The organism is Amycolatopsis sp. Hca4 (assembly GCF_013364075.1).
Classification (GTDB): Bacteria; Actinomycetota; Actinomycetes; order Mycobacteriales; family Pseudonocardiaceae; genus Amycolatopsis.
Window position 1 is genome coordinate 7,002,093 of record NZ_CP054925.1, and the last position, 23,983, is coordinate 7,026,075.

Consider the following 23,983-nt stretch of genomic DNA (forward strand, 5'->3'; position numbering starts at 1 on the left):
GGAGGGGCGACACGGCTACTTGCGGCGGAGGCCGATCCGGCGCCAGGAGCGGCGGCGCTGGCCGTTGCCGTTTTCGGAGGTGACGCGGGGGGTACGGACCGTCTCGCGGGGGAGGCGGACCGCGCGGATCGCCGCTCCCGCGACGCGGCGGCGCAGCGGGCGGCGCAGGCCGAGGCGGCGGGTGGAGCGGGCCCGGCGGATCGCGCGGCGCTCGCTCGGCGGGACCGTCCAGGCCTCCGGGTGGGCCGCCAGCCAGCGGTGCCGGTAGACGGAATACGGGATGTGCGCCAGGTACAGGACCATCGCCACCAGCAGCGCGACCAGCGGGAACTGGATGATCGCCGCGGCCAGCAACGCCACACCCAGCAGCAGGGGCGCGATCGCCCTCGGCGGCGCCTTCACCGTCTTCAGCGACAGCGTCGGGATGCGGCTGATCAGCAGGGCCGCGATGGCGACCGTCCACGCCCACACGACGTACTGCGAAGACCACCAGCCCTCGCCCCACTGAAGGTACGCCACCAGCGGCAGCATCCCCAGCAGGCCGCCCGCCGGCGCCGGGACGCCGACGAAGAACTCGCTCGCGTACGGCGGCTGCTCGGTGTCGTCGAGCAGCGTGTTGAACCGGGCCAGCCGCAGGATCATGCAGACGGCGAAGATCAGCGACGCCACCCAGCCGATCCGGTCCGCGCCCGTCTGCCACACGTAGATCACCAGCGCCGGCGCGACGCCGAAGGAGATGCCGTCGGACAGGGAGTCCAGCTCCGCGCCCATCTTCGACGTCGCGTCCAGCAGCCGCGCGATCCGGCCGTCCAGGCTGTCGAGCACCGCAGCGATGCCGATCGAGGCGATCGCCATCGCGTAGTTCTTCGTCAGCGCGAACTGCACGGCCGACAGGCCGGCGCACAGCGCCAGCACGGTGATGGCGTTCGGCAGCAGCCGGACACCCGGGGTGGTCACGCGGACCATCGATCAGCCCTTCGAAGGCGTGGCGGGGAGCTCGGCGATGACCGTCTCGCCGCCGACCGTGCGCTGACCCTTGCTGACCAGCACGGTCGAGCCCGGCGGGAGGTAGAGGTCGACCCGCGAGCCGAACCGGATGATGCCGTAGGTCGACGCGGCGGCGACCTTGTCGCCCTCGCGGATCTCGCAGAGGATGCGGCGCGCGACCAGGCCGGCGATCTGCACGACGACGAGCTCGTGGCCGTCTTCGGTGCGCATCAGCACGGAGTTGCGTTCGTTGTCGTCGCTGGCCTTGTCCAGGTCCGCGGACAGGAACTTGCCGGGCCGGTAGGCGACCCGCTCGATCACGCCGTTCGCCGGCACGCGCTGGACGTGCACGTCGAACACCGAGAGGAACACCGAGACGCGCATCCGCGGCTCGGCGGGCAGGCCGAGCTCGGCGGGCGGCACGGCTTCCTCGATCAGGGACACCAGGCCGTCGGCGGAGGCGAGCGCGACGCCGTCACGCGGCGGCGGGACCCGCTTCGGCTCGCGGAAGAACGCGGCCGTCGCCACGGTCGCCAGCGCACCGACGACGCCGAGGCGCTTGGAGAACCGGCGGGCGAGCAGGGTCGCGGCGATGCCGCCTGCCACGAACGGGCGGCCGGCGGGGTGCATCGGCGGCAGCGTTTCGCGGGCGAGCTGGAGGGCGTGCGCGACGGGGTTGCCGGCGGGCTCCGGCCGGGTGCCGCTCATGGTCGGGTCCCCTGGTTTCGTGTCGGAAGAACGGATGGGCGCCGGGCTCCGGCGGCCGCGTACGGCGGGCCTCACGGTACCGCTGCCCCAGGTGAGCGTGTCCGAGCCCCCTGGCCGGACTCCTCCGGGAGGGGGTCACCGCGGCGGGTGGGAATGATCGTCCGGTCGTAACGGAAGGTCGATTTCACCGATGACTCTAAGTAGTTGCCGCCGTTCGGGGCGCTGCCCCGCCTGACCTGTGAGGACCGATGGACGACCGCCGCGATCCCGCCGAAACCCGGCTTCGCGAGCTGCTGGGTGCGTGGCGCCGGGAGATCGACGAGGTGCCCGTGCCTTCGCTCGTCGACGCGGTGCGCGCGGTCGACGTCGTCATCGAGGCGAGGAAGGCGGGAAAGGGGGAAAACCGGGGCCGGGTGCATCCGCCCCCCGACGGCGCACGCACCCGGCCACCGGGAGATGCGCGTGAGGACGCAGTTTAGCGGCCGAAGCCCTCTTGATCACCGTTCTCCACGGCAATAGTTACCAACGGTCGTCCGAACGCCGGGCCAGGCCGCTCGCGAGCCGCAGGATCGCCAGCAGCACGACGGCGCCGAGGATGGCCACGCCGAAGCTGGGGAAGTCGAAGTCGAACGCCTTCGCCTGGCCGGTCGCGAGCCGGTAGAACAGCCCGCCCAAGGCCGCGCCGACGACCCCGACGAGCACGCTGACCAGGCAACCCAGCCGCTGCCGCGCCCGCCCGCCGACGACCAGGTTGGCGATCCAGCCGACGATGGCGCCGAAGATCACCCATGCGACGAAACCCATGGCCCGAGTTTACGGGAGCAGTTGTACAAGCGCCATTGCACAACAGCTGTTGTACAACTACTCTTGTGCGTCATGAGCGACGACATCCGGGAGATCCGGGATTCGAAGGTGCTGGCCGCCATGTCCCACCAGCTGCGGCGCCGGCTCCTGGAACTGCTCCACCTCGACGGCCCGGCCACGGCGTCGGTGCTCGCCGCGAAGACCGGGCAGGCGGTCGGCAACGTCAGCCACCACATGAAGGTGCTGGCCGCGGCGAAGCTGGTCGAGGAGGCCCCGGAACTGGCCCGTGACCAGCGGGAACGCTGGTGGAAGCGCAGCGCGAGGACCCTGCGCTGGGCCGCGGCGGACTTCCCCGGCGACCCGGTCGCCGAAGCGGCCGAGGTCCTGGTGCTCGACCACCAGACGGCGGTGGCCCGCGAATGGATCGCGAACCGGGAGACCTATCCCGAAGAGTGGCGCGGTGCGCCGTTCAGCATCGACACGTGGGTGCGCCTGTCGCGCGAGGAGCTCGACGAGCTCAACGAGCGGATCTTCCTGCTGATCAGCGAGTTCGAAAACCGCACCGAACCCGGCGACGGCGTCGAGCGCCGCCCGGTCTTCTTCGCCGCGCGAGCGTCGCTGGGCAAGCCGTGAAGGGGCTCTGGGGGAACAGGGACTTCCGGCTGCTCTGGACCGGCGAGACCACCAGCATGCTCGGCAGCATGGTGGCGACCACGGCGTTGCCGCTGGTCGCGGTGGTCACGCTGCAGGCGAGCACCTTCCAGGTCGCCTTGCTGACGGCCGTGGCCTGGCTGCCGTGGCTGGTGATCGGCCTGCCGGTGGGTGCCTGGGTCGACCGGCTGCCGAAGCGCCCCGTCATGGTGCTCTGCAACACGGTGTCGATGGCCGTCTTCGGAAGCGTCCCGGTCGTCGCCGCGTTCGGTGCGCTGAGCATGCCGTACCTCCTGGCCGCCGCCCTGCTCGGCGGAGTCGCGAAGGTGTTCTTCACCCTTGCCTACCGCGCTTACCTGCCGGTGCTCGTCGGTGATGGCGAACTGCTCGAAGGCAACGCGAAGCTGCAGGGCAGCGAGTCCGCGACCCAGGTCGCCGGGCCGGGCCTGGCCGGGCTGCTGGCACAGGCGTTCGGCCCGGTCAGCGGCATCCTGGCGGACGCGGTCAGCTTCGGCGTCTCGGTCCTGTGCGTGCGGGCGATCCGGGCGCGCGAAACCGTCGTCCCCGCCGAGCGCTCGCCGCTGCGCAGCCAGATCGCCGAGGGACTCCGGTTCGTCGCGGGCGACCGGTACCTGCGGTCGCTGATCACCTTCGGCGCCGTCTCGAACCTCGCGCTCACCGGCTACAGCGCCATCCAGGTCGTGTTCCTGTCGCGGACGCTGGGCACCGCGCCCGGGCTCGTGGGGCTGGTACTGGCGCTGGGCGCGTCCGGCGGGATCCTCGGCGCGGCCGCGGCCGGACGGCTCGCCGCGCGCCTCGGCGCCGTGCGCGCGTGGCTGCTCTGCGAGGTCGTCGCGGCGCCGATGCTGCTGCTCGGGCCGCTGAGCGGGCCCGGCTGGGGCGTGGTCCCGTACGTGCTCGCGCTGTTCGGCGTGTGCGCCGGTGTCGTCGCCGGCAACGTGCTGGTCACGACGTTCCGGCAGCAATACTGCCCGCCCGAGCTGTTCAGCCGGGTCAACTCCAGCATGTCGATCGTCAACTACGGGACGATCCCGCTGGCCGGTGTCCTCGGCGGCGTGCTGGGCGAGGCGATCGGCATCCGCGAGACGCTCTGGGTGGCCGCGGGGGTTTCGATCCTGTCGCTGCCGCTGCTCGCGCCCTACCGGAAGCTGCGGGACTTCCCGGTCAGAGCAGCAGGACGTCCACCTCTTCCCCTTCCGCTGCCGACGTGACGTCCTCCGGGAGCACGATCAGGCAGTTGGCCTGGGTGAACGCGGCCAGCAGGTGCGAGCCCGGCCCGCCGCGCGGCCCGACGACCCCGGTGACCTCCCCGTCGGACGGGGTGAACACGCCCCGGCGGTACTGGCGGCGCCCGGCGGGCGAGGTCATCGCCTCGGTCAGCCGGGCCCGCACCCGCCGTCGCGAGACGTCGGTGTGGCCCATGGCGGTCAGCAGCGCCGGGCGCAGGAACGCCTCGAACGACACCAGCACGCTGACCGGGTTGCCGGGCAGCGCCACCACCGGCACGCCGTGCCAGCGCCCGCTGCCCTGCGGGCCGCCCGGCTGCATGGCGATCTTCGCGAACTCGACACCCTGGCCGGTCAGCGCGTCCTTCACCACTTCGTACGCGCCCGCGCTGACCCCGCCGGAGGTGACCAGCAGGTCGGCATCGGCCAGCTTCGGCTCGATGACCTTCCGGAACTCCTCGACGTCGTCGACGACGCTGCGGACGACCTCGACCTCGCAGCCGAGGCCGCGGATCGCCGCGGCGAGCATCACGCTGTTGGACTCGTAGATCTGGCCGTGGCGCAGCGGGGCGGGCGCGTCGATCAGCTCGGTGCCGGTCGAGGCGACCACCACCCGCAGCGGCCGGTGCACCCGCACCTCGGCCAGCCCGACCGCGGCCGCGAGGCCCAGCTGGGAGTGGCCGAGCACGGTGCCCGCGGGCAGGGCGACGGTGCCCTCGACGACGTCCTCGCCGGTGTGCCGGATGTGCGCGCCTTCGCGGGCGGACGCCGAGATCGTCACGGTCTCCGTTCCGCCGTCGGTGTCCTCGACCATCACGACGGCGTCCGCGCCCGGCGGCAGCGGCGCGCCGGTCATGATCCGGTGCGCGGTGCCGGGTTCCAGCGGCCGGATGTCGACCCGGCCCGCCGGGATGTCGTCGGCCACCGGCAGCGTCACCGGGGCTTCGGCGACGTCGGCGGCGCGGACCGCGTAGCCGTCCATCGCGGAGTTGTCGAAGGGCGGCAGCGAGACGCCGGCGCGCACGTCTCCGGCCAGCACGAGGCCGGCCGCGGCGGCGAGGGGCAAGCTGGTCGCGGGGGCCGTGCCGAGGAGCGCGGCGACGCGGTCGCGGTAGTCGTCGACGGAGATCACCGGACCATCCTCCCCGCCATGGGCGGGCGTGCAAGACTCTGCCCCGTCACAGGCACGCCGGATGGGGAGCACGCATGCAGGTCGGAATCCGTCAACAGCCATCGTTCGCCGTCGCCCGGCTGATGCTGGCGCCCGGCGAGCCGTGCCAGGTCGAGTCCGGCGCGATGATGGCCACCAGCTACGGCGTGCAGGTCCAGTCGCAGGCGCAGGGCGGGATCATGAAGGGCCTCGGCCGCGCGTTCCTCTCCGGCGAGTCCTTCTTCATCTCCACCTTCACCGCCCCGCCGAACGGCGGCTGGGTCGACGTCGCGGCCAACCTGCCCGGCGACATCCAGGTGATCACCCTCGACGGCCGCACCGGCTGGGCCGTCACCCGCGGCTGCTGGCTCGCGTCGTCGCACGGCGTGCAGACCGAGACCAAGTGGGGCGGGATGAAGAACCTGATGGGCGGCGAGGGCGGCTTCCTGACCCACGCCACCGGTCAGGGCCAGCTGCTCGTCTCCTGCTACGGCGCGGTCGAGACCATCACGCTGCAGCAGGGCGAGATGATGACCATCGACACCGGGCACGTCGTCGCCTACGCCGACACCGTGCAGTACCAGATCCGGAAGGTGGCGCAGGGCATCATCCAGTCGATGAAGAGCGGTGAAGGGCTCGTCTTCGACTTCGTCGGCCCCGGCCAGATCATGACGCAGACGCGCAACCCGTCCGCGCTGATCAGCTGGATCATCTCCCACGTCCCGTCACGCTGATGCGCGTCCAGACCAGGCACACACCGGTCTTCGGCGTCGCCCGCGTCCTGCTGGACCCGGGCGAGGCCGTGCGTGCCGCGCCGGAAACCCTGCTGGCCAGCCGGTTCGGGGTCACCGAGACGCCGGCGACGCGCAGCGGTGTCCGGACCGGCAAGAGCACGGTCGCGGTCTACACCGCGCCCTCCGACGGTGGCTGGATCGACTTCGCGCCGCTGCGCCCCGGCGACGTCTACCCGCTCGAAGTGGGCGGCGGCACGGGCTGGTCGGTGCACCGGGACGCGGTGCTGGTGCGACCTTCGTCGGTCCGGCACGACACCGGGTGGGTGCCGCTGCAGCAGCTCTTCGGCGCCGACTCGGGTTTCCTCGAGCACTACAGCGGGACCGGGCCGCTCGTGCTGGCCGCACCGGGCCCGGTGGACGCGTTCGAGCTCGGCCAGGGCGAGCTGGTCACGGTCCGGCCGGACTACCTGCTGGCCTACCCGGACACCATCCAGTGCCGGTTGCGGGCGCTCGATCCGGGCGGGCCGCAGTCGCTGCGCACCGGCGAAGGGCTGGCGCTCGACTTCGCGGGCCCGGGTACCGTGCTCGTGCACGCGCGGAACAGACGCCTTTCGGGTTCGTGATCTTCGGACGAATTGCCCATTGCCGCGGACAATAATTCCGGTAGCGTGATTGGCACTTCCGCCGCTGGCCTCCGCTCGGGCCAGCGGATCCTTTGTGCTGAGGGAGGGCGCCGTGGCTGTCGGCACCGTCAAATGGTTCAACTCGGAAAAGGGCTACGGGTTCATCGAATCCACGGAGGGGCCGGACGTGTTCGTCCACTATTCGGCCATCCAGTCCGAAGGATTCCGCACTCTGGACGAAGGCGACCGCGTCGAGTTCGAAGTGCAGTCGGGCCGCGACGGTCGTAGCCAGGCAGCCGACGTCCGAAAGGTTTCGTAACACGCTCCTCCGCTGATCGGTGAACCCCCGGCAGGCGTCGAACCAGGGGCGTTAGGCTGCGGGCGTGACAGGCGATGTGTCGGGGGACCTCACCGGTCGCCGGCTGGGCAACTACCGCATCGACGGGGTGCTCGGCAAGGGCGGCATGAGCGTGACCTACAAGGCCACGGACGTGCGGCTCGGCCGCAAGGTGGCCCTGAAGGTCATCGGTGACCACCTCGGGACCGACGCCGAGTTCCGCGAGCGGTTCGTCGACGAGGCGCGCAACACCTCGGCGATCGACCACGCCAACGTCGTGCCGCTGTACGACTTCGGCGAACTCGACGGCATGCTCTACATCGCCATGCGGATGGTCGACGGCGGCGATCTCGCCGGGTTGATCTCCGGGGGCCCGATCGCGCCCGCGCGTGCGCTGACGATGCTCGACCAGGTCGCCGACGCCCTCGACACCCTGCACAACCGCGGTCTGGTCCACCTCGACGTCAAGCCGGCGAACGTGCTGGTGACGAAGAAGGAGACCTCGCGCGAGCACGTGTACGTCGCCGACTTCGGGCTGACCCGGCGCGGCGCGACCGGCCACCGGACGCGCGGCGGCGACTTCCTCGGCTCGCCGACGTACGCGGCTCCCGAGCACCTGCGCGGGGAGCCGCTGGACGGGCGCACCGACCAGTACGCGCTGACGTGCGTCCTCTACGCCTGCCTCACCGGCAGCCCGCCGTTCAAGGGTGACGTCCCGACGGTGATCAAGGGCCACCTCAACGGCGAGCCGCCGTCGATCTCCCGCGTCGTCGCGCTGCCGCCGTCGATCGACGAGGTGATCCGGCGCGGCATGGCCAAGAACCCGGCCGACCGCTACCCCAGCTGCGTCGAGATGGTGGCGGCCGCGCGCCGCGCGCTCGGCCCGCTGGCGACGTCGGACACCCCACCGGGCCCGCCGGGGTCCCATTCGGGCGGAATCCCCGCGCCGCAGCGTGCTGGTCAGGTACAACAGGGGCCGCACCAGAACAGCGCACCGCAGGGAGAGGGGGCCCCCGTGCACCCGTACGGAGGACAGCAGCAGCCCGGTTACGGGCAGGGGCCGCACGGGCCGGGTGGCCCGCCGCCCCAGGGCCCGCCGCCCGGCTACGGCTACCCCCAGCAGGGCGCTCCGCAGGGCCCGCCCGGGATGCCGCAGGGCATGCCGCCGCAGGGCCCGCCCCCGGGGTACGGCTACCCGCAGCAGCAGGGCGTGCCGGGCATGCCCCCGCCGGGCTACGGCCAGGACCCGATGCGGCTGCGCCCGCCGATGCCCGCGGGCGGCGCCGGCGCGTTCGAGCAGCCGAAGAGCGGCGGCGGCAAGAAGTGGATCTTCCTCGTGCTCGGCCTGGTGGTCGTGGCGGGTTTGATCGTGGGAGCGATCTTCCTCTTCGGCGACAGCGGCAGCGGTGGTGGCAGCCAGACTCCCGCGCCGAACATCCCGGTCGGGCCGGGTGACTCGCAGAGCAACAGCCCCTCGTCGCTGAACGCGCCGCCGACGTCGATCAGCATCAAGCCGAGCTCCTGAGCGGCTCCGGGCGAGCGCGGTCGGTGGTGATCTGCTCGGGGGCCAGATCGCCGCGGAGAAGGTAACCCTTCCTGCGGTGGAGTTCGAGGACCTTCTCCCAGTAGGTCGTCCCGAACACATCGTCGCCAGGAGTGCCCGTCTTCAGCGCCTGCGCTCGCTGGATTAGCTCCATTCGCGCGTCGTCGGCCAGCTCTTGCCAGGCTGCGCACAGTCGTCCGCTGGCCTTTCGCTGCTCCTGGCTGTTGAGGAAGGTGGCAGCGGCGGAGAGTCCAGCTGAGACCAGGGCTATGACGGCGGCGGCGACCCGCCCTGCCGCAGTCGCGAGTCCGGTGGCCCCGGCGATGGTCGCGAGAATCACCGCCGGAACACCGAGGAGGTAGTAGGCCCGGCCCCAACGCAAGCTCGATCTCCGGGCGTCGAAAGCGTTGAGATCCGCTTCCGCCATGACCGATTCGAGCACGCCCAGCGGCTCCTCGGGAGCCGTCCCGAGCGCTTCCCGGAGACGCTTCTTGAGCCGAGACCGAGCCGACAGCCAGGGGAGACTGCTTCCCTCTTCGGAGTCGACAGTCAGAGCGCGGGCGACCAGCTGGGCGACGACGACTTCCATACCGACCATGCGGGGTAGTCGCTGGGCCAGGACTGTGTGTTTCACTGAGGCCCGCGCCGCGGCCCGCCTCGACGGTGATCTCCATCGCCGAACCGACCCGACGGTGCCACTGCCAGGCGCTCCTGATCGAGCGACGCTGAGCTGGGCTTCTTGCACTCTCCCCCCGAGAGTGCTAAACACGGTCTTGGCACTCGACGCCGTCGAGTGCCAAAGGTCGGGACGGTGAGGCTGAACCCCCACCCGGGTCCAGTCGTCCGTCGCGGGCACCGAGCCTGGCCGAGGAAGAGTCCTGCTGCCGCCGCTGCAGAAAGACAGCGCGGCGGCTGCGCCCAATACCGGAGGACCACACCGCAATGGCCAAACTGATCGCGTTCGACGAGGACGCCCGCCGCGGTCTCGAGCGCGGCTTGAACACCCTCGCCGAAGCCGTCAAGGTGACCCTCGGCCCGCGGGGCCGGAACGTCGTGCTCGAAAAGAAGTGGGGCGCGCCGACCATCACCAACGACGGTGTCTCCATCGCCAAGGAGATCGAGCTCGAGGACCCGTGGGAGAAGATCGGGGCCGAGCTCGTCAAGGAGGTCGCCAAGAAGACCGACGACGTCGCGGGTGACGGCACCACCACCGCCACCGTGCTCGCCCAGGCCCTCGTCCGCGAGGGGCTGCGCAACGTCGCCGCCGGCGCCGACCCCATCTCCCTCAAGCGTGGCATCGAGGCGGCCGTCGAGGCCGTCACCGAGCAGCTGCACAAGGCCGCCGTCCAGATCGAGACCAAGGAGCAGATCGCTGCTACCGCCTCGATCTCGGCCGCTGACCGCACCATCGGCGAGCTGATCGCCGAGGCGCTGGACAAGGTCGGCAAGGAAGGCGTCGTCACCGTCGAGGAGAGCAACACCTTCGGCCTCGAGCTCGAGCTCACCGAGGGCATGCGCTTCGACAAGGGCTACATCTCCGGTTACTTCGTGACCGACCCGGAGCGTCAGGAAGCCGAGCTCGAGGACCCGTACATCCTCCTCTTCGGCTCCAAGATCTCCACCGTCAAGGACGTGCTGCCGCTGCTGGAGAAGGTCATCCAGTCCGGCAAGCCGCTGCTGATCATCGCCGAGGACGTCGAGGGCGAGGCCCTGGCCACCCTCATCGTCAACAAGATGCGCGGCACCTTCAAGTCCGTCGCCGTCAAGGCCCCGGGCTTCGGTGACCGCCGCAAGGCGATCCTGCAGGACATCGCGATCCTGACCGGTGGCCAGGTCATCTCCGAGGACGTCGGCCTCAAGCTGGAGAACGCGGACCTGTCCCTGCTGGGCAAGGCCCGCAAGGCCGTCATCACCAAGGACGAGACGACCATCGTCGAGGGTGCGGGCGACGCCGACCAGATCCAGGGTCGCGTCAACCAGATCCGCGCCGAGATCGAGAACTCGGACTCGGACTACGACCGCGAGAAGCTGCAGGAGCGGCTCGCGAAGCTGGCCGGCGGCGTCGCCGTCATCAAGGCCGGTGCCGCGACCGAGGTCGAGCTCAAGGAGCGCAAGCACCGCATCGAGGACGCGGTGCGCAACGCGAAGGCCGCCGTGGAAGAGGGCATCGTCGCCGGTGGTGGCGTGGCCCTGATCCAGGCCGCCGAAGCCGCGTTCGCGGGCCTGAAGCTCGAGGGCGACGAGGCCACTGGCGCCAACATCGTCAAGGTGGCCGTCGAGGCCCCGCTCAAGCAGATCGCGATCAACGCCGGCCTCGAGGGCGGCGTCGTGGTGGAGAAGGTCAAGGGCCTGCCGCAGGGTCACGGCCTCAACGCCGCCACGGGTGTCTACGAGGACCTGCTCGCCGCCGGCGTGCCGGACCCGACGAAGGTCACCCGCTCCGCGCTGCAGAACGCCGCGTCCATCGCGGCGCTGTTCCTGACCACCGAGGCCGTCGTGGCGGACAAGCCGGAGAAGGCTTCGGCCGCTCCCGCCGACCCGTCCGGTGGCATGGGTGGCATGGACTTCTGATCCACCCGGGAAAAGCCCGGTCCGCTTCGGCGGGCCGGGCTTTTTCTTATGACGGCTTCGTGAAGAACCACACGGCGTAGGCGCCGGTGACGACGACGCCGAGCGCGAGCACGCCGAGGCCCCCGAGCCAGGCGGTGCTCTTCCGGCCGGCTTCCAGGCCGACGACGATGGCGCTGATCCCGGTGAGCATGACCCAGATCGCCAGCCCGGCGGCGGTGTAGAGCACGACTCTGGCGGCCTTGGCCCCACCGGCGTCACCGCCGGAGAGGACCGCGTAGCCGGCGAAGGCGGTCAGTCCGAGCCCGGCGATCAGGTACAACCCGCCCAAAAGCCCGACGACGACCTTCGCCGCGGTGTTTCCGTGATCCACGAGCGCGAACCCTAACCCCTCGAACGGGATTCGCGTCGTGGTTTTGGGCCGTCCGGCCCATCGCCCACGGCCGAACGGCCCGGACGTCCCCTGGCGTCTGGGCCGTTCTTCCGGTGATTCACCGCGTCCCCCGACGGCGGCATTCCCCTCGACCCGCATCCCCCGACGCGGGCGCTTTCAGCGACCCCGGTTCATCCGGCGGGCGCCGGCTCCCCCTGCGAGCCCGCGCCCGCCAGAGGTCAGGAGTCCTCTTCGGGCGTCAGAATGGCGGCGGCGACGTAGATCGGAATGGCGATCCCGACGGAGAGGAAAACGGCGGCGACGAGGCCGATCCGCAGGACGTTGGCATCGACGCCGAGGTAGGTGGCCCACCCACCGCAGACACCGGTGAGCATCTTGTCGCTCCGGCTGCGGCGGAGCTTCTTGGTTTCCGGGGTGTACACGCTGTTCGTCATGGCTCAATGGTGTCTCCCGGGGCGGTGACCCACATCGGGAACGGCCCGGACCCCGACCCTGAACTTGCCCTCGGGGGCTCCCCCGGCTGGGGCGCGGGGGAGCTTTGTCGCGCCCCGGTTGTCCCTGATCGCCGTGCGGTTGAGCGCACCCCATGATCAGGTCGCTTTTCCAGTGTCCGGGCACCGCCCCGGGCCGCGGCCTCCGCGGGCGATCGCCGATCATGACCATGTCGGTGGCCATCCGCGCCGCCCCGCCGCAAAACGGCGGTGTCGGCCGCCGGTACCCCTAGACGAGTAGTGCGTAACTCGGTCAGTGACCGGGTGATGCCCCCAAATCAAGGAGCAGGGTGGTCATCCCGTCGCCTGAGGCCGTCAAATCACTTTGAGCCGGGCCCGCAACCCCAGGGCGAAGGCGGGTGAAGACGCAAGCTTGCGGGCCCGGCTCAAAGTGATAGGCCTCGTTCAGGCGACGGGATGACCACCCAGCGGCTTACCCGCGAAGGTGAGAGGGAAGCGCTCCCTGTGGTCATCCCGGAGCCTGCCCGTCCGGCGAGGACATTCTTTTCTGCCGGCCTGGAAGCGTCTGCCGCGGCAGATAGGTCGCCGGGGGTGTGGACAGGCGGCCGATGAAATCGGACTTTTCCGGCTTTGTGGGTGGGGGTCGATAGGATGGAGCCGGGGAGGCCCCTGGGGGTGGCGGGGATGTCTGGACCTTCTGGGGCCGCCGCCGCAAACGGCAGCGCACCCGGGGCAGCCGCACCGGAGTCTGCGGCGGGGGATCTCTTGAGGCGAACTCGCCCTGCCGCAGGAAAATCAGGTGCCCGACCCACGGCCGGCGAGCTACAACTGGTCACCATGAAGCACGACACCCCCGAGTTCGCCGCGATCGCCGCGCAGGGCACCATCCTGCGGTGCCAGGTCGGGTCCGGGCTGCACGGGACCGCCGTCGACGGTCAGGACGACCGCGACGAAATGGGGCTGTGCGTCGAACCCGCCGAGTACGTCAGCGGGCTGAAGCGGTTCGAGCAGTACGTCTTCCGCACCCAGCCCGAAGGTGTGCGGTCCGGGCCTGGCGACCTCGACCTCATCGTCTACTCGCTGCGCAAGTGGATGCGCCTCGCGCTCAGCGGGAACCCCACCGTCCTGTTGCCGTTGTTCGTGCCCGCCAACGAGATCGTCGCGATCACCGAGCTCGGCCACGACCTGCGGGCCAACTCCGGCCGGATCGTCTCGCGGCAGGCCGGGCTGCGGTTCGCCGGGTACCTGCGGACGCAGCGCGCCCGGATGCTCGAAGGCTCGCTGAAGGTCAACCGGCCCGAACTCATCGCGAAGTACGGCTTCGACACGAAGTACGCGATGCACATGGTCCGTCTCGGGGTCCAGGGCGTCGAGCTGCTGGAGACCGGCCGGATGACGCTGCCGATCCCCGAACCGTGGCTGAGCTGGCTTCGCGACCTGCGGCGCGGGAAGCACACCCAGGACGAAGCCATCGCCGCGGCGGCCGAGCTGGAAGACCGGCTCGACCGGCTCACCCGAGGTGCGTCGCCGCTGCCGGAAGAGCCCGATCGGGACTGGGTGAACCGGTGGCTGGTGCACGCCTACGCCGCGGCTTGACGCCGGGTCCGCGCTCAGCTCAGCGCGCGGACCCGGCTCAGCCGGGCTTCCCACGCCGCCGAAACCCCGGGCAGTGCCGCGTACTCCGCGCCGGGTTCCGGGGCAGAGCGCAAGACCGGCAGGTATCCGTCCACAGGGGACAGTGAGGACTCGCAGACGTCCCCCTCCAGCAACGAAAGCGTCCCGAGTCCACAAGCGAATTCCAGTGACGGCAGCGCGCCCGCCAGTGCCAGTCCGGCCGCCAGGCCCACGCTCGTCTCCACCGCCGACGACACCACGCACGGCAGCCCGCACGCCTCGGCGACCTCCAGCGCCCGCCGCACGCCGCCGAGCGGGGCGACCTTCAGGACCGCGATGTCCGCCGCTCCGGCGACCGCCACCTTGAGCGGGTCCTCCGCGCGGCGGATCGACTCGTCGGCCGCGATCCGGACGTCGACCCGGCGGCGGACCGCGGCCAAGTCCTCGATCGACGGGCACGGCTGCTCCGCGTACTCCAGCCCGCCCGCCGCCTTGTCGAGGTCCGTGAGCGCGCGCACCGCCGTGTCGACGTCCCACGCCGTGTTCGCGTCGACGCGGATCGCTCCGCCGGGGCCGAGCGCGTCACGGACCGCCTCCACGCGCGCGCAGTCGTCGGCCAGGGAGACGCGCGGGTCGGCGACCTTCACCTTCGCCGTCCGGCAGCCGGAGGCGCGGACCAGTTCGTGCGCCTTCGCCGGCTCGACCACCGGCACCGTGGTGTTCACCTCGATCCGGTCGCGGACCGGCGCGGGCCAGCCGGTCTCGGCCGCCTCCAGTGCGGCGCGCAGCCACGGCACGCTTTCGGCGTCGGAGTAGTCGGCGAACGGGCAGAACTCGCCCCAGCCCGCCGGGCCGTGCAGCAGCACGCCCTCACGGACGGTGATGCCGCGGAACCGGGTGCGCAGGGGGATCGCGTAGACCTTCATCGAGGCCGATCATGCCACCGTGCCGCGGCTCGCAAACAGGTGCCGAACTGCGCGTTTCGGGCAAGAATGGGTCGGTGGTCCTCGACTTCCGCGTGCTGGGTCCGGCCGAGGTCACGGCCGACGGCCGCCCGGTACCGCTCGGGGGCAGCCGGCCGCTGATCGTGCTGGCCGGCCTTCTGCTGCGCGCGAACCGGGTCGTGCCGGTCGACGAGCTCGGCCGCTGGCTCTGGGCCGACGACCGCCGCCGCTCCAAGGGCGCGCTCCAGACGTACGTGCTGCGCCTGCGCCGCGCCCTCGGCGACCAGGTCGCCATCCGCACCGAGAGCGGCGGCTACCGCCTCGAACTCGACGACGACCTGCTCGACCTGACCCGCTTCCGCGCGCTGGCCGTCCGCGGCAAGGCGGCGATGGACCGCGGCGAGAGCCGCCGCGCGGCCGCGCACTTCGCCGACGCGCTCGCGCAGTGGCGCGGTCCGGCGCTGCTGAACGTCGAGTCCGACGCGCTGCACCGCGACGAGGCCGGCCAGCTGGCCGAGGAACGGCTGCGGGTGCGCGAGCAGTGGGCCGACGCGCTGCTCGAAGTCGGCGAGTACGGCACCGTCGTCCCCGAGCTCACCCGGCTGACCAGGGAGAACCCGCTGCGGGAGCGGCTGCACGAGCAGCTGATGACCGCGCTGTACCGGTCGGGCCGTCAGGCCGAGGCGCTGGAGGTGTACCGCCGGATCAGCGGCGTGCTGGCCGACGAGCTCGGGCTCGACCCCGGGCCGTCGCTGCAGCGCACCCGCCAGGCCATCCTGACCGGCGCCGGCGCGGCGCCCACGCCGGCGCGTTACCGGCTCGGCGTCGAGCCGCAGGTGCCGCACCAGCTGCCCGCCGACCTGCGGGGCTTCTCCGGGCGCGAGTGCGACCTCAAGGCGTTGCACGCGCTGCTGCCGGAGGTGGCCGACGCCGGCGCGTCGACGCCGATCGCGTCCGTCGAGGGCATGGGCGGCATCGGCAAGACGACACTGGCCGTGCACTTCGCGCACGAGGTCGCGGACCGGTTCCCCGGCGGGCAGGTCCACCTCGACCTGCGCGGCTACGGCCCTGGCGAGCCGGTCGAGCCGTCGGCGGCGCTGGAGGCCATGCTCACCGCCCTCGGCGTCCCGTGCGATCAGATCCCCGGCGACCTCGACGGCCGCGCGGCGAGCTGGCGGACGCACACCGCGGGACGGCGGCTGCTCGTCCTGCTCGACAACGCCAACCGGACCGAGCAGGTGAGCCCGCTGCTGCCGGGGCCCGGCTGCCTGGTCGTGATCACCAGCCGCTGGCAGCTGCGCGCGCTGGTCGCGACGCACGGCGCGCGCCGGATCGCGCTGGAGGAACTCGGTGACGAGGACGCCGTCGCACTGCTCGCGGCCACGATCGGCCACGACCGGGTCGCCCGGGATCCGGCGGCGGCCGAGCGGTTCGTGCGCTACTGCGGCGGCTTGCCGCTGGCGATCCGGATCCTCGCCGTGCGCGCGGCGGCGTTCCCCGACCTGCCGCTCGACGAGTTCGTCGGCTCCCTCGACAGCGACGTGCTCGGTTCGTTCGACCTCGGCGACGGCGAAGGCACCAACATCCGGTCGGTGTTTTCCTACTCCTACCAGGCGTTGCCGCCGTCGACGGCCCGGCTGCTGCGGCTGCTCGGCCTGTCCACCGGCGTCGACTTCACCGTGCCGGCGGCGGCCGCGGTCGCCGGGCTGGACGTCGCCGCGACCCGGCCGATGCTGGAGACGCTGGCCGCCGCGCACCTGCTCGCCCAGCCGCGCCCGGGCCGCTACCAGTTCCACGACCTCATCCGGGCGTACGCGGGCGAAGCGGCTTCGCAGGTCGATTCGGCTTCGGAGCGCGACGCCGCTTTGGACCGGTTGCTGGGCTGGTACCTGGCGTCGGCGCTGAACGCGTCACGGCTGATGCGGCCGGAGCGCTACTACCGGCTGCTGGAGCTCGACGACCTCGAAGGCGGGGCGGTCTTCGGGTCGTACCACGAGGCGCTGGACTGGTTCGGCGAGGAGTACGGCAATCTGATCGCCGCGGTGCACCTGGCGCGGCGCCGGGGCCGCGACGACGTCTGCTGGAAGCTCGCCTGGCTGCTGCAGAGCTACTTCGTGACGCGCTCGCGGCTCGACGACTGGCGGTCGGTGTTCGCGGTGGCGCTCGAAGCCGCGCGGGCGAGCGGCCACCGCCCGGGCGAGGCCGGGATCCTGAGCGGGCTCGGCGTCGTCAACGGCGTCGCCCGGCAGTACGCGGAGTCCCGGCGGTACCTGGAGCAGGTGCTCGCGATCCAGCGGGAGCTCGGGGCGCGCGAGGGCGAGGCGCGGGCGCAGTACAACCTGGCGATGGCGGCGCACAACCTCGATGACTGCGCCTGGGCGTACGAGCACGGCGTGCAGGCGCTGGCGATCGTCCGCGAGCTGGGGCTGGGGCACTTCGAGGCGAGCGTGCTGCGGGCGCTGGGCGACATCTGCACGTCGATGGGCGATCACGAGCAGGCGCTGCGCCTGGCCGACGCGGCGCTGGCGATCCTGGACCCGGAGGGGCGCCCGGTGGACACGCGGTTCACGCAGCACACGCGTGGCCTGGCGCTGATCGGCCTCGGCCGGTTCGAGGAGGGCATCGCCTGCATCCACGACTCGGTGGAGATGTTCTTCGCGATGGACGAGCAGTACGAGGCGGCGGACGTCCTGGCCCAGCTGGGCACGATCCACCTCCGCCACGGCGACGCGGCGCTGGCCCGCGAGTGCTGGCTGCGGTCGGTGCGGCTGCTGACGGAGCTGGGCCACCCGGACGCGGACGACGTGCGGGCGAAGCTCGCGGCCCTGGTCGTGGTGGGGGCGTAGAGGTATTCGGCTCCGGACCGGCGCACGTGCCGACCCCCAGCGGCAGCACGCGAGCCGGTCCGGCCCGCACGGGCCAGTGAAGCCCACTGCGCTCACTGTCCACTCACTGTCCTGTTTTCGGGGGCCACGCCGAGCAGGTCGGCGAGGCATTCGGCGTTCCGCGGAGCGGCGACCTTGACGTCGTTGTCGAAGTAGACGTGCACGTCACGGCGGCCGTCGTCGTGCCAGGTGCGGATCTTTTCGGCCCAGGTGCGGAGGGCGCGGTCGGAGTAGCCGCTGACGTAGAGCTCTTCGTCGCCGTGGAGGCGGACGTAGGCGAAATCGGCGGTCTGGTCTTCGAGGAACGGCCACTTGCCGGCGGTGTCGGCGACGACCAGGGCGATGCGGTGTTCTTCGAGGAGGCGTTTGGCGGCCGGGTCGGCGAAGCTCGGGTGGCGGACTTCGAGGGCGTGCTTCAACGGCCGTTTCTCGCCGGCTTCGAGGTGCGGGGTGCCTTTGAGCTTCTCGTCGTGGTTCTTGGCCAGCCGCGCGGCTTCCTCGGTGGTGCGGGGGAGCAGGGCGAAGAAGTTCTCGAGCCGGTCGGGGTCGAAGGTGAGCCTGGGTGGGAGCTGCCAGAGGAAGGGGCCGAGTTTTGCGCCCAGGGCGAGGACGCCTGAGGCGTAGAAGTTCGCCAGGGCGGTCTCGACGTTGCGGAGCTGCTTCATGTGGGTGATGAAGCGGCCGCCTTTGACGGCGAAGAGGAAGTCGGCGGGGGTTTCGTCGAACCAGGCCCGGAAGCGTTCGGGGCGTTGGAGGGAGTAGAAGGAGCCGTTGATTTCGACGGCGTTCATGCGTCTCGAGAGGTACTCGAGTTCTCGCCTCTGGGGTAGGCCGGGTGGGTAGAAGACGCCGCGCCACGGGGGGTAGCGCCAGCCTGAGGTGCCTATTCGGATTTCGGCTATCTGTCTCACCGCCTCTCCGGTTCTTTCCGGTGGTTCCCGGTTGTTTGGAGGGCCAAACTCGGGGGCGGTGGGGCTGGTGGGCCGGGAGTTGGGACGGGTGACCCAGGTTGGGGGACGGGTGTCTTACTCGTGCTTGGCGCTGCCGGGGTTCGGGTGTGCCGTGGGTGGTCTGCCGTGTGGGTCTGCCGTGGGGAAAGACTGTCCTCGCCGGACGGGCAGGCTCTGGGATGGCCTTGGGTTTGGCTTTTGGCTCGCCTTTTGTTCTTGGGTCGCTGGGTGGTCATCCCGTCGCCTGGTTGAGGCCTATCACTTTGAGCCAGGCCCGCAAGGTTGGGTTGTTTTCTCGCCTTGGGCTTTGGGTTGCGGGCCTGGCTCAAAGTGATTTGACGGCCTCAGGCGACGGGATGACCACCCAGCTCTTTTGGGGTGGTTGGGGCGTTGGTTGCCCGCTGCCGGCCGACTACCGGCCCCGGCCCCCGTCCCTTTGGCCCTCGACCCCGGCCTCCCCGGCCCGGTCCCGCGGCCGGCCCCAACCCGGCGCACCCAACTCAAGCCCAGGAGAACCTCCAATGCCGCGACTGCACCAACCCGGACGCGTACTCCCGCAGATTCCCCGGCTGCCCGGCAAACGTCGGCAAGCTGAACGCCCGGTGCTCCGCCGCCACCGTCAGCGCCCGTGCCTGGTTTCTCGGCGGGGCCGCCACCGACAGCTCCATCGCGTCGAACCCCAACACCACCAACGTTGCTCCGAACCTGTCCTCCCAGCTGCGCAGCACCGCCGACAGCTCGGCCACCTGGTCCGTGCACTTGATCATCCCCGTCCAGCCGAGCAGGGCCGGGATGTCCGCCGGGCGCTCGGTCTGGACCAGGCCCAAGCGGTGCGGGGCCCGGGTTGCCAGGATCGATCCCGTGTTGCCCGCCTCCGCCAACGGGTCCGACCTGCGTGGGCTGCGCTTGGCCAGCCCCGGGAACCGTGCTCCGAACGGCCTCAGGCACGCGCCGTCGCAGCAGGAGGTGTCCCACCAGCGGGACAAGGCCCCCGCCGCGTCTGCCGTTGCCACTCGGTGGCCTGCCGGGGCCAGCCTGCCCCGGTCGTCGATCCAGTCCTCGCCGTTGGCCGCGAAACGCTGGTCGTGGGGGATCAGCACCGGCCACAGGCCGGACCGCTCGAACTCGGCCACGCAGCCCAGGTAGCGCTCGGGCCGGGTCAGCGGCAGGTCGGACACCCACAGCCGGCCGTGCCACGAGCCGGGTGGCAGCGTCTGGACCGGGGGTGCCGGCGTACCGGGGCGGAGCGGTGCGATCGTCATGGACGTCCCCTCGAACTTGTGTTCGGTTCCTGCATCTCGAACAGTAGTTCGAGGGTCCGACAATTTCCAGCGTTTTGACCGCTCATCCGTTCGAGTGAATCCGCAAATATGCAGGTCAGGGCGTTGCTGGGGCACGTGTGACGCAAGATGTTGCTGAGACACGCCACTGCGCCGAAGGGGTGGCACGCCGGTCACTTGCGCGGATCGGGTTCGGTGGCCGGAACCGCGCACACCTCGGACGGAGACCAGCTGCACGGCAGCCGGGCGGCGCCGGACGGTCAGGCGTTGTTCCCAGGCTGGGCGCCGAAGGGCAAGTCCACCCCGGCGCGGCTCATCGAGAGCGTTCGGAAGTTCTTCGGCTGACCCCGCTCAGAGCGGCCTGAGCAGGTCGTCCGCGTCCACGATGTGGTACGCATACCCCTGCTCCGCCAGGAACCGCTGCCGGTGGGCGGCGTACTCCGTGTCCACCGTGTCGCGCGAAACGATCGAATAGAAGTGGGCCTGCCTGCCGTCCCCCTTGGGGCGCAGCAAGCGGCCCAGCCGCTGGGCCTCCTCCTGCCTCGACCCGAACGTGCCCGAGATCTGGATCGCCACCGAGGCCTCCGGCAGGTCGATCGAGAAGTTCGCCACCTTCGACACCACCAGCGTCCGGATCTCGCCGCGGCGGAACTTGTCGAATAGCTCTTCGCGCTCCTTGTTGCGCGTCGCTCCCTGGATCACCGGGGCGTCGAGCTCGTCGCCGAGCATCTCCAGCTGGTCGAGGTACGCGCCGATCACCAACGTCGGCTCGCCCGCGTGCTTGGCCACGATCGACTTGATCACCGGGGTCTTCGTCAACGCCGTGGCCGCCAGTTTGTAGCGCTCGTCCGCCTCCGCCGTGGCGTACTCGAGCCGCTCCGCGTCCGTCAGCGTGACGCGGACCTCCGTGCACTCCGCCGGCGCGATCCAGCCCTGCGCCTCGATGTCGCGCCACGGGACGTCGTAGCGCTTCGGCCCGATCAGCGAAAACACGTCGCCCTCGCGGCCGTCCTCGCGCACCAGCGTGGCCGTCAGGCCCAGGCGGCGGCGGGACTGCAGGTCCGCCGTCATCCGGAACACCGGGGCCGGCAGCAGGTGGACCTCGTCGTAGACGACCAGGCCCCAGTCGCGGGAGTCGAACAGCTCCAGGTGCTTGTACTCGCCCTTGGTCTTGCGGGTGATCACCTGGTAGGTGGCGATGGTGACCGGCCGGATCTCCTTCTTCTCGCCGGAGTACTCGCCGATCTCCTCCTCGGTCAGCGACGTGCGCGCGATCAGCTCGCGCTTCCACTGCCGCCCGGCCACCGTGTTCGTCACCAGGATCAGCGTGGTGGCCTCGGCGCGCGCCATCGCCGCCGCGCCGACCATCGTCTTGCCCGCGCCGCACGGGAGCACGACGACGCCCGAGCCGCCGGCCCAGAACGCCTCCGCCGCCTGGCGCTGGTAGTCGCGCAGCTGCCAGTCCGTCTCCTCCAGCGCGATCGGGTGCGCCTCGCCGTCGACGTACCCGGCGAGGTCCTCGGCCGGCCAGCCGACCTTCAGCAGCGCCTGCTTCAGCCGCCCGCGCTCGGACGGGTGGACGATCACCGTGTCCTCGTCGATCCGGGCGCCCAGCATCGGGCTGATCTTCTTGTTCCGGACGACCTCGGCCAGCACCGCGCGGTCGGTGGTCGACATCACCAGCCCGTGCGCCGGGTGGTTGGCGATCTGCAGCCGCCCGAACCGGCCCATCACGTCGACGACGTCGATCAGCAGCGGCTGCGGCACCGGGAAGCGCGAGTACGTCGTCAGCGCGTCGACGACCTGCTCGGCGTCGTGGCCGGCGGCACGGGCGTTCCACAAGGCCAGCGGCGTGATCCGGTAGGTGTGCACGTGCTCCGGCGCGCGCTCGAGCTCGGCGAACGGCGCGATCGCGATCCGCGCGTCGTCGGCCTGGGGGTGGTCGACCTCCAGGAGCACGGTCTTGTCGGACTGGACGATCAGCGGGCCATCAGTCACAACTACTGTTATACGTGCCTCGCTCCGGTCCGCTCCGCTCGCGGGTCCGCCGGTGGGACGAGGTGCCGAGGGGATCACTGGGAGGCACGTTGACCACACCGCCGTTCGACGACAACCCGTTCCGGTCGCCGGGCTACCCGCAGCCCGCGCCGATGCCGCCGGTACCGGGGCAGCAGCCCATCCCGCACTGGTTCACGACGAAGGTGAAGATCACCCTGGTCGCGTGCGTGGTCGCCGCGCTGGGCCTGGGCGCGCTCGGCGCGATGGCCATCTACTGGTCCGACCGCAGCGGGCCGCCGTCGGACGGCGACTGCCTGTACCTGACGCGCGAGAGCACCGGCAAGCTCGCCTACCACCGCGTCGGCTGCTCCGCGAACAACGCGACCTACAAGGTCGAGGACACCTACCGCGGCGGGTCCTACCCGTGCGGTTCCGGGGACTACGTGCGGTTCCGGCTCGGTTCCGGCTCCGCGCTGACGCTCTGCCTGGCCCTGAACGTCAAGGCCGGCGACTGCCTGCGTGACGTCGACGACGAGAGCACCATCGCCAAGGTCCTCTGCACCGACCCGGCGGCGCGGGAGCGGGTCGAGATCCTCTCCGGCTACGGCCGCGACGACAAGTGCGAAGGCGCCGACAAGGTGTTCAGCTACTCCGGCCCGCCGGCCCGGACCGTGTGCCTGATCCAGACCGGCGAGAACATCTAGCCGAACCACCGGCTCAGCTCGGCCGGGTCGACGGCGTACCCGTCCGGCCGCACGAGCAGCAGCCGGCCCCGGTACTCCGCCGCGCCGGTTGCCGCGCGGACGACGTCGACCCGGCCGGTGCGGCCGGGCGGCAGCGCGTGGTCGCCGAGGTCGAGCAGCAGCCCGCGGCCGCCGTGCAGCAACGCCGAGAGCCGCGTCGGCCCGGCCGCCGTCGTCAGGTCGAGGTCCGGGACGCGGTGCGCGCCGGGGTAGTCAAGGCCGAGGCCGGACAGCAGCCCGCTGAAGTAGCGGTTGGCGTCCGGCAGCCGCATGAGGTCGATGACGATCTCGCGCAGCGCCTCGACGTTCTCGCTGCGGTCCGGCGCGGTGAAGACGCGCTGGGCCGCGGTGTGCCGCAGCACCCGGGCGGCGGCCGGGTGGCGTTCGGCGTGGTAGGTGTCCAGCAGCCCGGCCGGCGCGGTGCCGCGGACGGTCGCCGCCAGCTTCCAGCCGAGGTTCATCGCGTCCTGGACGCCCAGGTTGAGCCCCTGGCCGCCGAGCGGCGGGTGGATGTGCGCGGCGTCGCCGGCGAACAGCACGCGGCCGTGCCGGTACCGCTCCAGCTGCCGTGTCGCGTCGTTGAACCGCGAAGCGCCGTACACCTCGCCCAGCCGCGTCTCGGCGCCGTACAGCGCTGTCAGGGCTTCGGTGACTTCGGTGTCCGACACCGGCGCGTCGCGGCCGGGCTGCTTCGCCGTGGTGCCGAAGACGAACCGGTGGCCGCCGTCGTCGAGCGGGGTGAGCATCGACCAGTAGCCGTCGACCTGCCGGGTCACCTGGCCGAAGTGCCCCGCGCGGGCGGGGACCAGCTCGGACGCGGCGGCCAGCCGGATGTGGGCCAGCGTGGCGACGTAGGTCTCGGTGCGGCCGGGGAACGGCACCCCGAGCAGCCGCCGGACCGTGCTGTGCGCACCGTCGCAGGCCACCAGCCAGCGGGCCCGGACACCGTCGACCGTGACGCCGTCCGCGTCGGCCTCGACCGCGGTCACCTCGTGCCCGCGGTCGATCACCACGCCGTGCCCGGCCGCGTGCTCGGCCAGCATCGCCTCGACGTCGTCCTGGGTCCGGTTGAGCACCCGCGGGTGGCGGGTCTGCCAGACGCTGTGGTCGAGCGGCACCGGCAACCCGGCGAAGTGCCCGCTGGGGCCGTCGACCTCGTGGTCGGCCGGGCCCAGGCCACGCAGGTCCAGCAGCTCGGCGGTCCGCGGCTGGAGCCCGACCGGCCGCGGCAGCCCCGGCCCGGACCGCCGTTCGAACACGGTCACGCTCACGCCGGCCAAACCGAGTTCGGCGGCCAGCAGCAGGCCCGTTGGCCCGGCTCCGGCGATCAGGACGTCGGTCATCGCGCACTCCTCCAGTAGACTGAGTGCA

The 23,983-nt window shown here is 71.5% G+C and carries 24 protein-coding genes; 12 read left to right on the forward strand and 12 right to left on the reverse strand.

Translation table 11 applies throughout. The annotated features are described in order from the left end of the window. Window positions 1-15: 15 nt before the first annotated feature. Together pssA and HUT10_RS31540 are read right to left on the reverse strand one after the other, a co-directional pair. Complete coding sequence (gene pssA / locus HUT10_RS31535) at window positions 16-966, reverse strand: CDP-diacylglycerol--serine O-phosphatidyltransferase (RefSeq protein WP_176174518.1); 951 nt, start codon at window positions 964-966, stop codon at window positions 16-18. 3 nt (window positions 967-969) lie between these two features. Further along, a complete protein-coding gene (locus HUT10_RS31540) occupies window positions 970-1,695 on the reverse strand; it encodes a phosphatidylserine decarboxylase (protein ID WP_176174519.1) in 726 nt (241 codons plus the stop codon). A 248-nt stretch (window positions 1,696-1,943) separates the two neighbouring features. Between HUT10_RS31540 and HUT10_RS31545 the strand changes: the two genes are divergently transcribed. Beyond that, entirely contained in the window at window positions 1,944-2,174 is a 231-nt protein-coding gene (locus HUT10_RS31545; RefSeq protein ID WP_176174520.1) for a hypothetical protein, read from the forward strand. 40 nt (window positions 2,175-2,214) lie between these two features. Here HUT10_RS31545 and HUT10_RS31550 read toward each other — a convergent pair whose 3' ends face one another. Beyond that, complete coding sequence (locus HUT10_RS31550) at window positions 2,215-2,499, reverse strand: GlsB/YeaQ/YmgE family stress response membrane protein (RefSeq protein WP_176174521.1); 285 nt, start codon at window positions 2,497-2,499, stop codon at window positions 2,215-2,217. A gap of 72 nt (window positions 2,500-2,571) precedes the next feature. On the opposite strand from HUT10_RS31550, the gene HUT10_RS31555 reads away from it, so the two are divergent. Both HUT10_RS31555 and HUT10_RS31560 read left to right on the forward strand, forming a co-directional pair. After that, window positions 2,572-3,132, forward strand: a complete 561-nt coding sequence (locus HUT10_RS31555; RefSeq protein WP_176174522.1) for a helix-turn-helix transcriptional regulator — start codon at window positions 2,572-2,574, stop codon at window positions 3,130-3,132. Further along, on the forward strand, window positions 3,129-4,382 hold the full coding sequence (locus HUT10_RS31560) for an MFS transporter (protein WP_176174523.1): 1,254 nt from the start codon (window positions 3,129-3,131) through the stop codon (window positions 4,380-4,382). The genes HUT10_RS31555 and HUT10_RS31560 overlap by 4 nt, the downstream gene beginning before the upstream one ends. Here HUT10_RS31560 and glp read toward each other — a convergent pair. After that, window positions 4,336-5,529, reverse strand: a complete 1,194-nt coding sequence (gene glp, locus HUT10_RS31565) for a gephyrin-like molybdotransferase Glp (RefSeq protein WP_176174524.1) — start codon at window positions 5,527-5,529, stop codon at window positions 4,336-4,338. The genes HUT10_RS31560 and glp overlap by 47 nt on opposite strands. Before the next feature lie 74 nt (window positions 5,530-5,603). Here glp and HUT10_RS31570 point away from each other — a divergent pair, with 74 nt between their 5' ends. The 4 genes from HUT10_RS31570 to HUT10_RS31585 all read left to right on the forward strand — a co-directional run bounded on the left by HUT10_RS31570 (window position 5,604) and on the right by HUT10_RS31585 (window position 8,766). After that, the gene (locus tag HUT10_RS31570) at window positions 5,604-6,281 is read left to right on the forward strand and encodes a TIGR00266 family protein (RefSeq protein WP_176174525.1); all 678 of its coding nucleotides are present in this window, start codon (window positions 5,604-5,606) and stop codon (window positions 6,279-6,281) included. Continuing rightward, window positions 6,281-6,904 (forward strand): AIM24 family protein, encoded by a 624-nt coding sequence (locus HUT10_RS31575; protein WP_176174526.1) that lies wholly within the window; start codon window positions 6,281-6,283, stop codon window positions 6,902-6,904. The genes HUT10_RS31570 and HUT10_RS31575 overlap by 1 nt, the downstream gene beginning before the upstream one ends. A gap of 112 nt (window positions 6,905-7,016) precedes the next feature. Then, window positions 7,017-7,223 carry a cold-shock protein gene (locus tag HUT10_RS31580; RefSeq protein ID WP_003085446.1) on the forward strand — a complete coding sequence of 69 codons (207 nt, stop codon included), beginning with the start codon at window positions 7,017-7,019 and terminating at the stop codon, window positions 7,221-7,223. Between the two features lie 64 nt (window positions 7,224-7,287). Beyond that, window positions 7,288-8,766 carry a serine/threonine-protein kinase gene (locus tag HUT10_RS31585; RefSeq protein WP_176174527.1) on the forward strand — a complete coding sequence of 493 codons (1,479 nt, stop codon included), beginning with the start codon at window positions 7,288-7,290 and terminating at the stop codon, window positions 8,764-8,766. Here HUT10_RS31585 and HUT10_RS31590 read toward each other — a convergent pair. Further along, window positions 8,750-9,373 (reverse strand): hypothetical protein, encoded by a 624-nt coding sequence (locus HUT10_RS31590; protein ID WP_176174528.1) that lies wholly within the window; start codon window positions 9,371-9,373, stop codon window positions 8,750-8,752. The genes HUT10_RS31585 and HUT10_RS31590 overlap by 17 nt on opposite strands. A 353-nt stretch (window positions 9,374-9,726) precedes the next feature. Between HUT10_RS31590 and groL the strand changes: the two genes are divergently transcribed. Continuing rightward, on the forward strand, window positions 9,727-11,355 hold the full coding sequence (gene groL, locus HUT10_RS31595; RefSeq protein WP_086857657.1) for a chaperonin GroEL: 1,629 nt from the start codon (window positions 9,727-9,729) through the stop codon (window positions 11,353-11,355). 46 nt (window positions 11,356-11,401) lie between these two features. Here the strand turns inward: groL and HUT10_RS31600 are convergent, their stop codons facing one another. Together HUT10_RS31600 and HUT10_RS31605 are read right to left on the reverse strand one after the other, a co-directional pair. Beyond that, window positions 11,402-11,725, reverse strand: coding sequence for a hypothetical protein (locus tag HUT10_RS31600; RefSeq protein ID WP_176174529.1), 324 nt, complete (start codon window positions 11,723-11,725; stop codon window positions 11,402-11,404). Between the two features lie 239 nt (window positions 11,726-11,964). After that, a complete protein-coding gene (locus HUT10_RS31605) occupies window positions 11,965-12,180 on the reverse strand; it encodes a PspC domain-containing protein (RefSeq protein ID WP_176174530.1) in 216 nt (71 codons plus the stop codon). Between the two features lie 855 nt (window positions 12,181-13,035). Here HUT10_RS31605 and HUT10_RS31610 point away from each other — a divergent pair. Next, window positions 13,036-13,794, forward strand: coding sequence for a nucleotidyltransferase domain-containing protein (locus HUT10_RS31610; RefSeq protein WP_176174531.1), 759 nt, complete (start codon window positions 13,036-13,038; stop codon window positions 13,792-13,794). Window positions 13,795-13,808: 14 nt separating this feature from the next. Here the strand turns inward: HUT10_RS31610 and HUT10_RS31615 are convergent, their stop codons facing one another. Further along, window positions 13,809-14,738 (reverse strand): o-succinylbenzoate synthase, encoded by a 930-nt coding sequence (locus HUT10_RS31615; RefSeq protein ID WP_176174532.1) that lies wholly within the window; start codon window positions 14,736-14,738, stop codon window positions 13,809-13,811. Between the two features lie 74 nt (window positions 14,739-14,812). Here HUT10_RS31615 and HUT10_RS31620 point away from each other — a divergent pair, with 74 nt between their 5' ends. Further along, window positions 14,813-17,602 (forward strand): BTAD domain-containing putative transcriptional regulator, encoded by a 2,790-nt coding sequence (locus tag HUT10_RS31620; RefSeq protein WP_176174533.1) that lies wholly within the window; start codon window positions 14,813-14,815, stop codon window positions 17,600-17,602. Window positions 17,603-17,694: 92 nt separating this feature from the next. Here the strand turns inward: HUT10_RS31620 and HUT10_RS31625 are convergent, their stop codons facing one another. Further along, the gene (locus HUT10_RS31625) at window positions 17,695-18,552 is read right to left on the reverse strand and encodes a DUF72 domain-containing protein (protein WP_176174534.1); all 858 of its coding nucleotides are present in this window, start codon (window positions 18,550-18,552) and stop codon (window positions 17,695-17,697) included. Between the two features lie 539 nt (window positions 18,553-19,091). Continuing rightward, complete coding sequence (locus HUT10_RS31630) at window positions 19,092-19,853, reverse strand: DUF4253 domain-containing protein (protein WP_176174535.1); 762 nt, start codon at window positions 19,851-19,853, stop codon at window positions 19,092-19,094. Window positions 19,854-20,066: 213 nt separating this feature from the next. Between HUT10_RS31630 and HUT10_RS31635 the strand changes: the two genes are divergently transcribed. Next, complete coding sequence (locus HUT10_RS31635) at window positions 20,067-20,216, forward strand: hypothetical protein (RefSeq protein WP_176174536.1); 150 nt, start codon at window positions 20,067-20,069, stop codon at window positions 20,214-20,216. A 6-nt stretch (window positions 20,217-20,222) separates the two neighbouring features. Here the strand turns inward: HUT10_RS31635 and HUT10_RS31640 are convergent, their stop codons facing one another. Then, entirely contained in the window at window positions 20,223-21,869 is a 1,647-nt protein-coding gene (locus HUT10_RS31640) for a DNA repair helicase XPB (RefSeq protein WP_176174537.1), read from the reverse strand. An 89-nt stretch (window positions 21,870-21,958) separates the two neighbouring features. On the opposite strand from HUT10_RS31640, the gene HUT10_RS31645 reads away from it, so the two are divergent. Then, entirely contained in the window at window positions 21,959-22,573 is a 615-nt protein-coding gene (locus tag HUT10_RS31645; protein ID WP_176174538.1) for a hypothetical protein, read from the forward strand. On the opposite strand, the gene HUT10_RS31650 is transcribed toward HUT10_RS31645, so the two are convergent. Then, a complete protein-coding gene (locus HUT10_RS31650) occupies window positions 22,570-23,955 on the reverse strand; it encodes an FAD-dependent oxidoreductase (protein WP_176174539.1) in 1,386 nt (461 codons plus the stop codon). The two genes, HUT10_RS31645 and HUT10_RS31650, sit on opposite strands and share 4 nt — an antisense overlap. Window positions 23,956-23,983 lie beyond the last annotated feature (28 nt).

What these genes read in the sequence shown, in the direction of transcription:
- pssA (WP_176174518.1), bottom strand. Translation starts at nt 966, where the DNA reads ATGGTCCGCGTGACCACCCCGGGTGTCCGGCTGCTGCCGAACGCCATC.
- HUT10_RS31540 (WP_176174519.1), bottom strand. Translation starts at nt 1,695, where the DNA reads ATGAGCGGCACCCGGCCGGAGCCCGCCGGCAACCCCGTCGCGCACGCC.
- HUT10_RS31545 (WP_176174520.1), top strand. Translation starts at nt 1,944, where the DNA reads ATGGACGACCGCCGCGATCCCGCCGAAACCCGGCTTCGCGAGCTGCTG.
- HUT10_RS31550 (WP_176174521.1), bottom strand. Translation starts at nt 2,499, where the DNA reads ATGGGTTTCGTCGCATGGGTGATCTTCGGCGCCATCGTCGGCTGGATC.
- HUT10_RS31555 (WP_176174522.1), top strand. Translation starts at nt 2,572, where the DNA reads ATGAGCGACGACATCCGGGAGATCCGGGATTCGAAGGTGCTGGCCGCC.
- HUT10_RS31570 (WP_176174525.1), top strand. Translation starts at nt 5,604, where the DNA reads ATGCAGGTCGGAATCCGTCAACAGCCATCGTTCGCCGTCGCCCGGCTG.
- HUT10_RS31575 (WP_176174526.1), top strand. Translation starts at nt 6,281, where the DNA reads ATGCGCGTCCAGACCAGGCACACACCGGTCTTCGGCGTCGCCCGCGTC.
- HUT10_RS31590 (WP_176174528.1), bottom strand. Translation starts at nt 9,373, where the DNA reads ATGGAAGTCGTCGTCGCCCAGCTGGTCGCCCGCGCTCTGACTGTCGAC.
- groL (WP_086857657.1), top strand. Translation starts at nt 9,727, where the DNA reads ATGGCCAAACTGATCGCGTTCGACGAGGACGCCCGCCGCGGTCTCGAG.
- HUT10_RS31605 (WP_176174530.1), bottom strand. Translation starts at nt 12,180, where the DNA reads ATGACGAACAGCGTGTACACCCCGGAAACCAAGAAGCTCCGCCGCAGC.
- HUT10_RS31610 (WP_176174531.1), top strand. Translation starts at nt 13,036, where the DNA reads ATGAAGCACGACACCCCCGAGTTCGCCGCGATCGCCGCGCAGGGCACC.
- HUT10_RS31615 (WP_176174532.1), bottom strand. Translation starts at nt 14,738, where the DNA reads ATGAAGGTCTACGCGATCCCCCTGCGCACCCGGTTCCGCGGCATCACC.
- HUT10_RS31630 (WP_176174535.1), bottom strand. Translation starts at nt 19,853, where the DNA reads ATGACGATCGCACCGCTCCGCCCCGGTACGCCGGCACCCCCGGTCCAG.
- HUT10_RS31650 (WP_176174539.1), bottom strand. Translation starts at nt 23,955, where the DNA reads ATGACCGACGTCCTGATCGCCGGAGCCGGGCCAACGGGCCTGCTGCTG.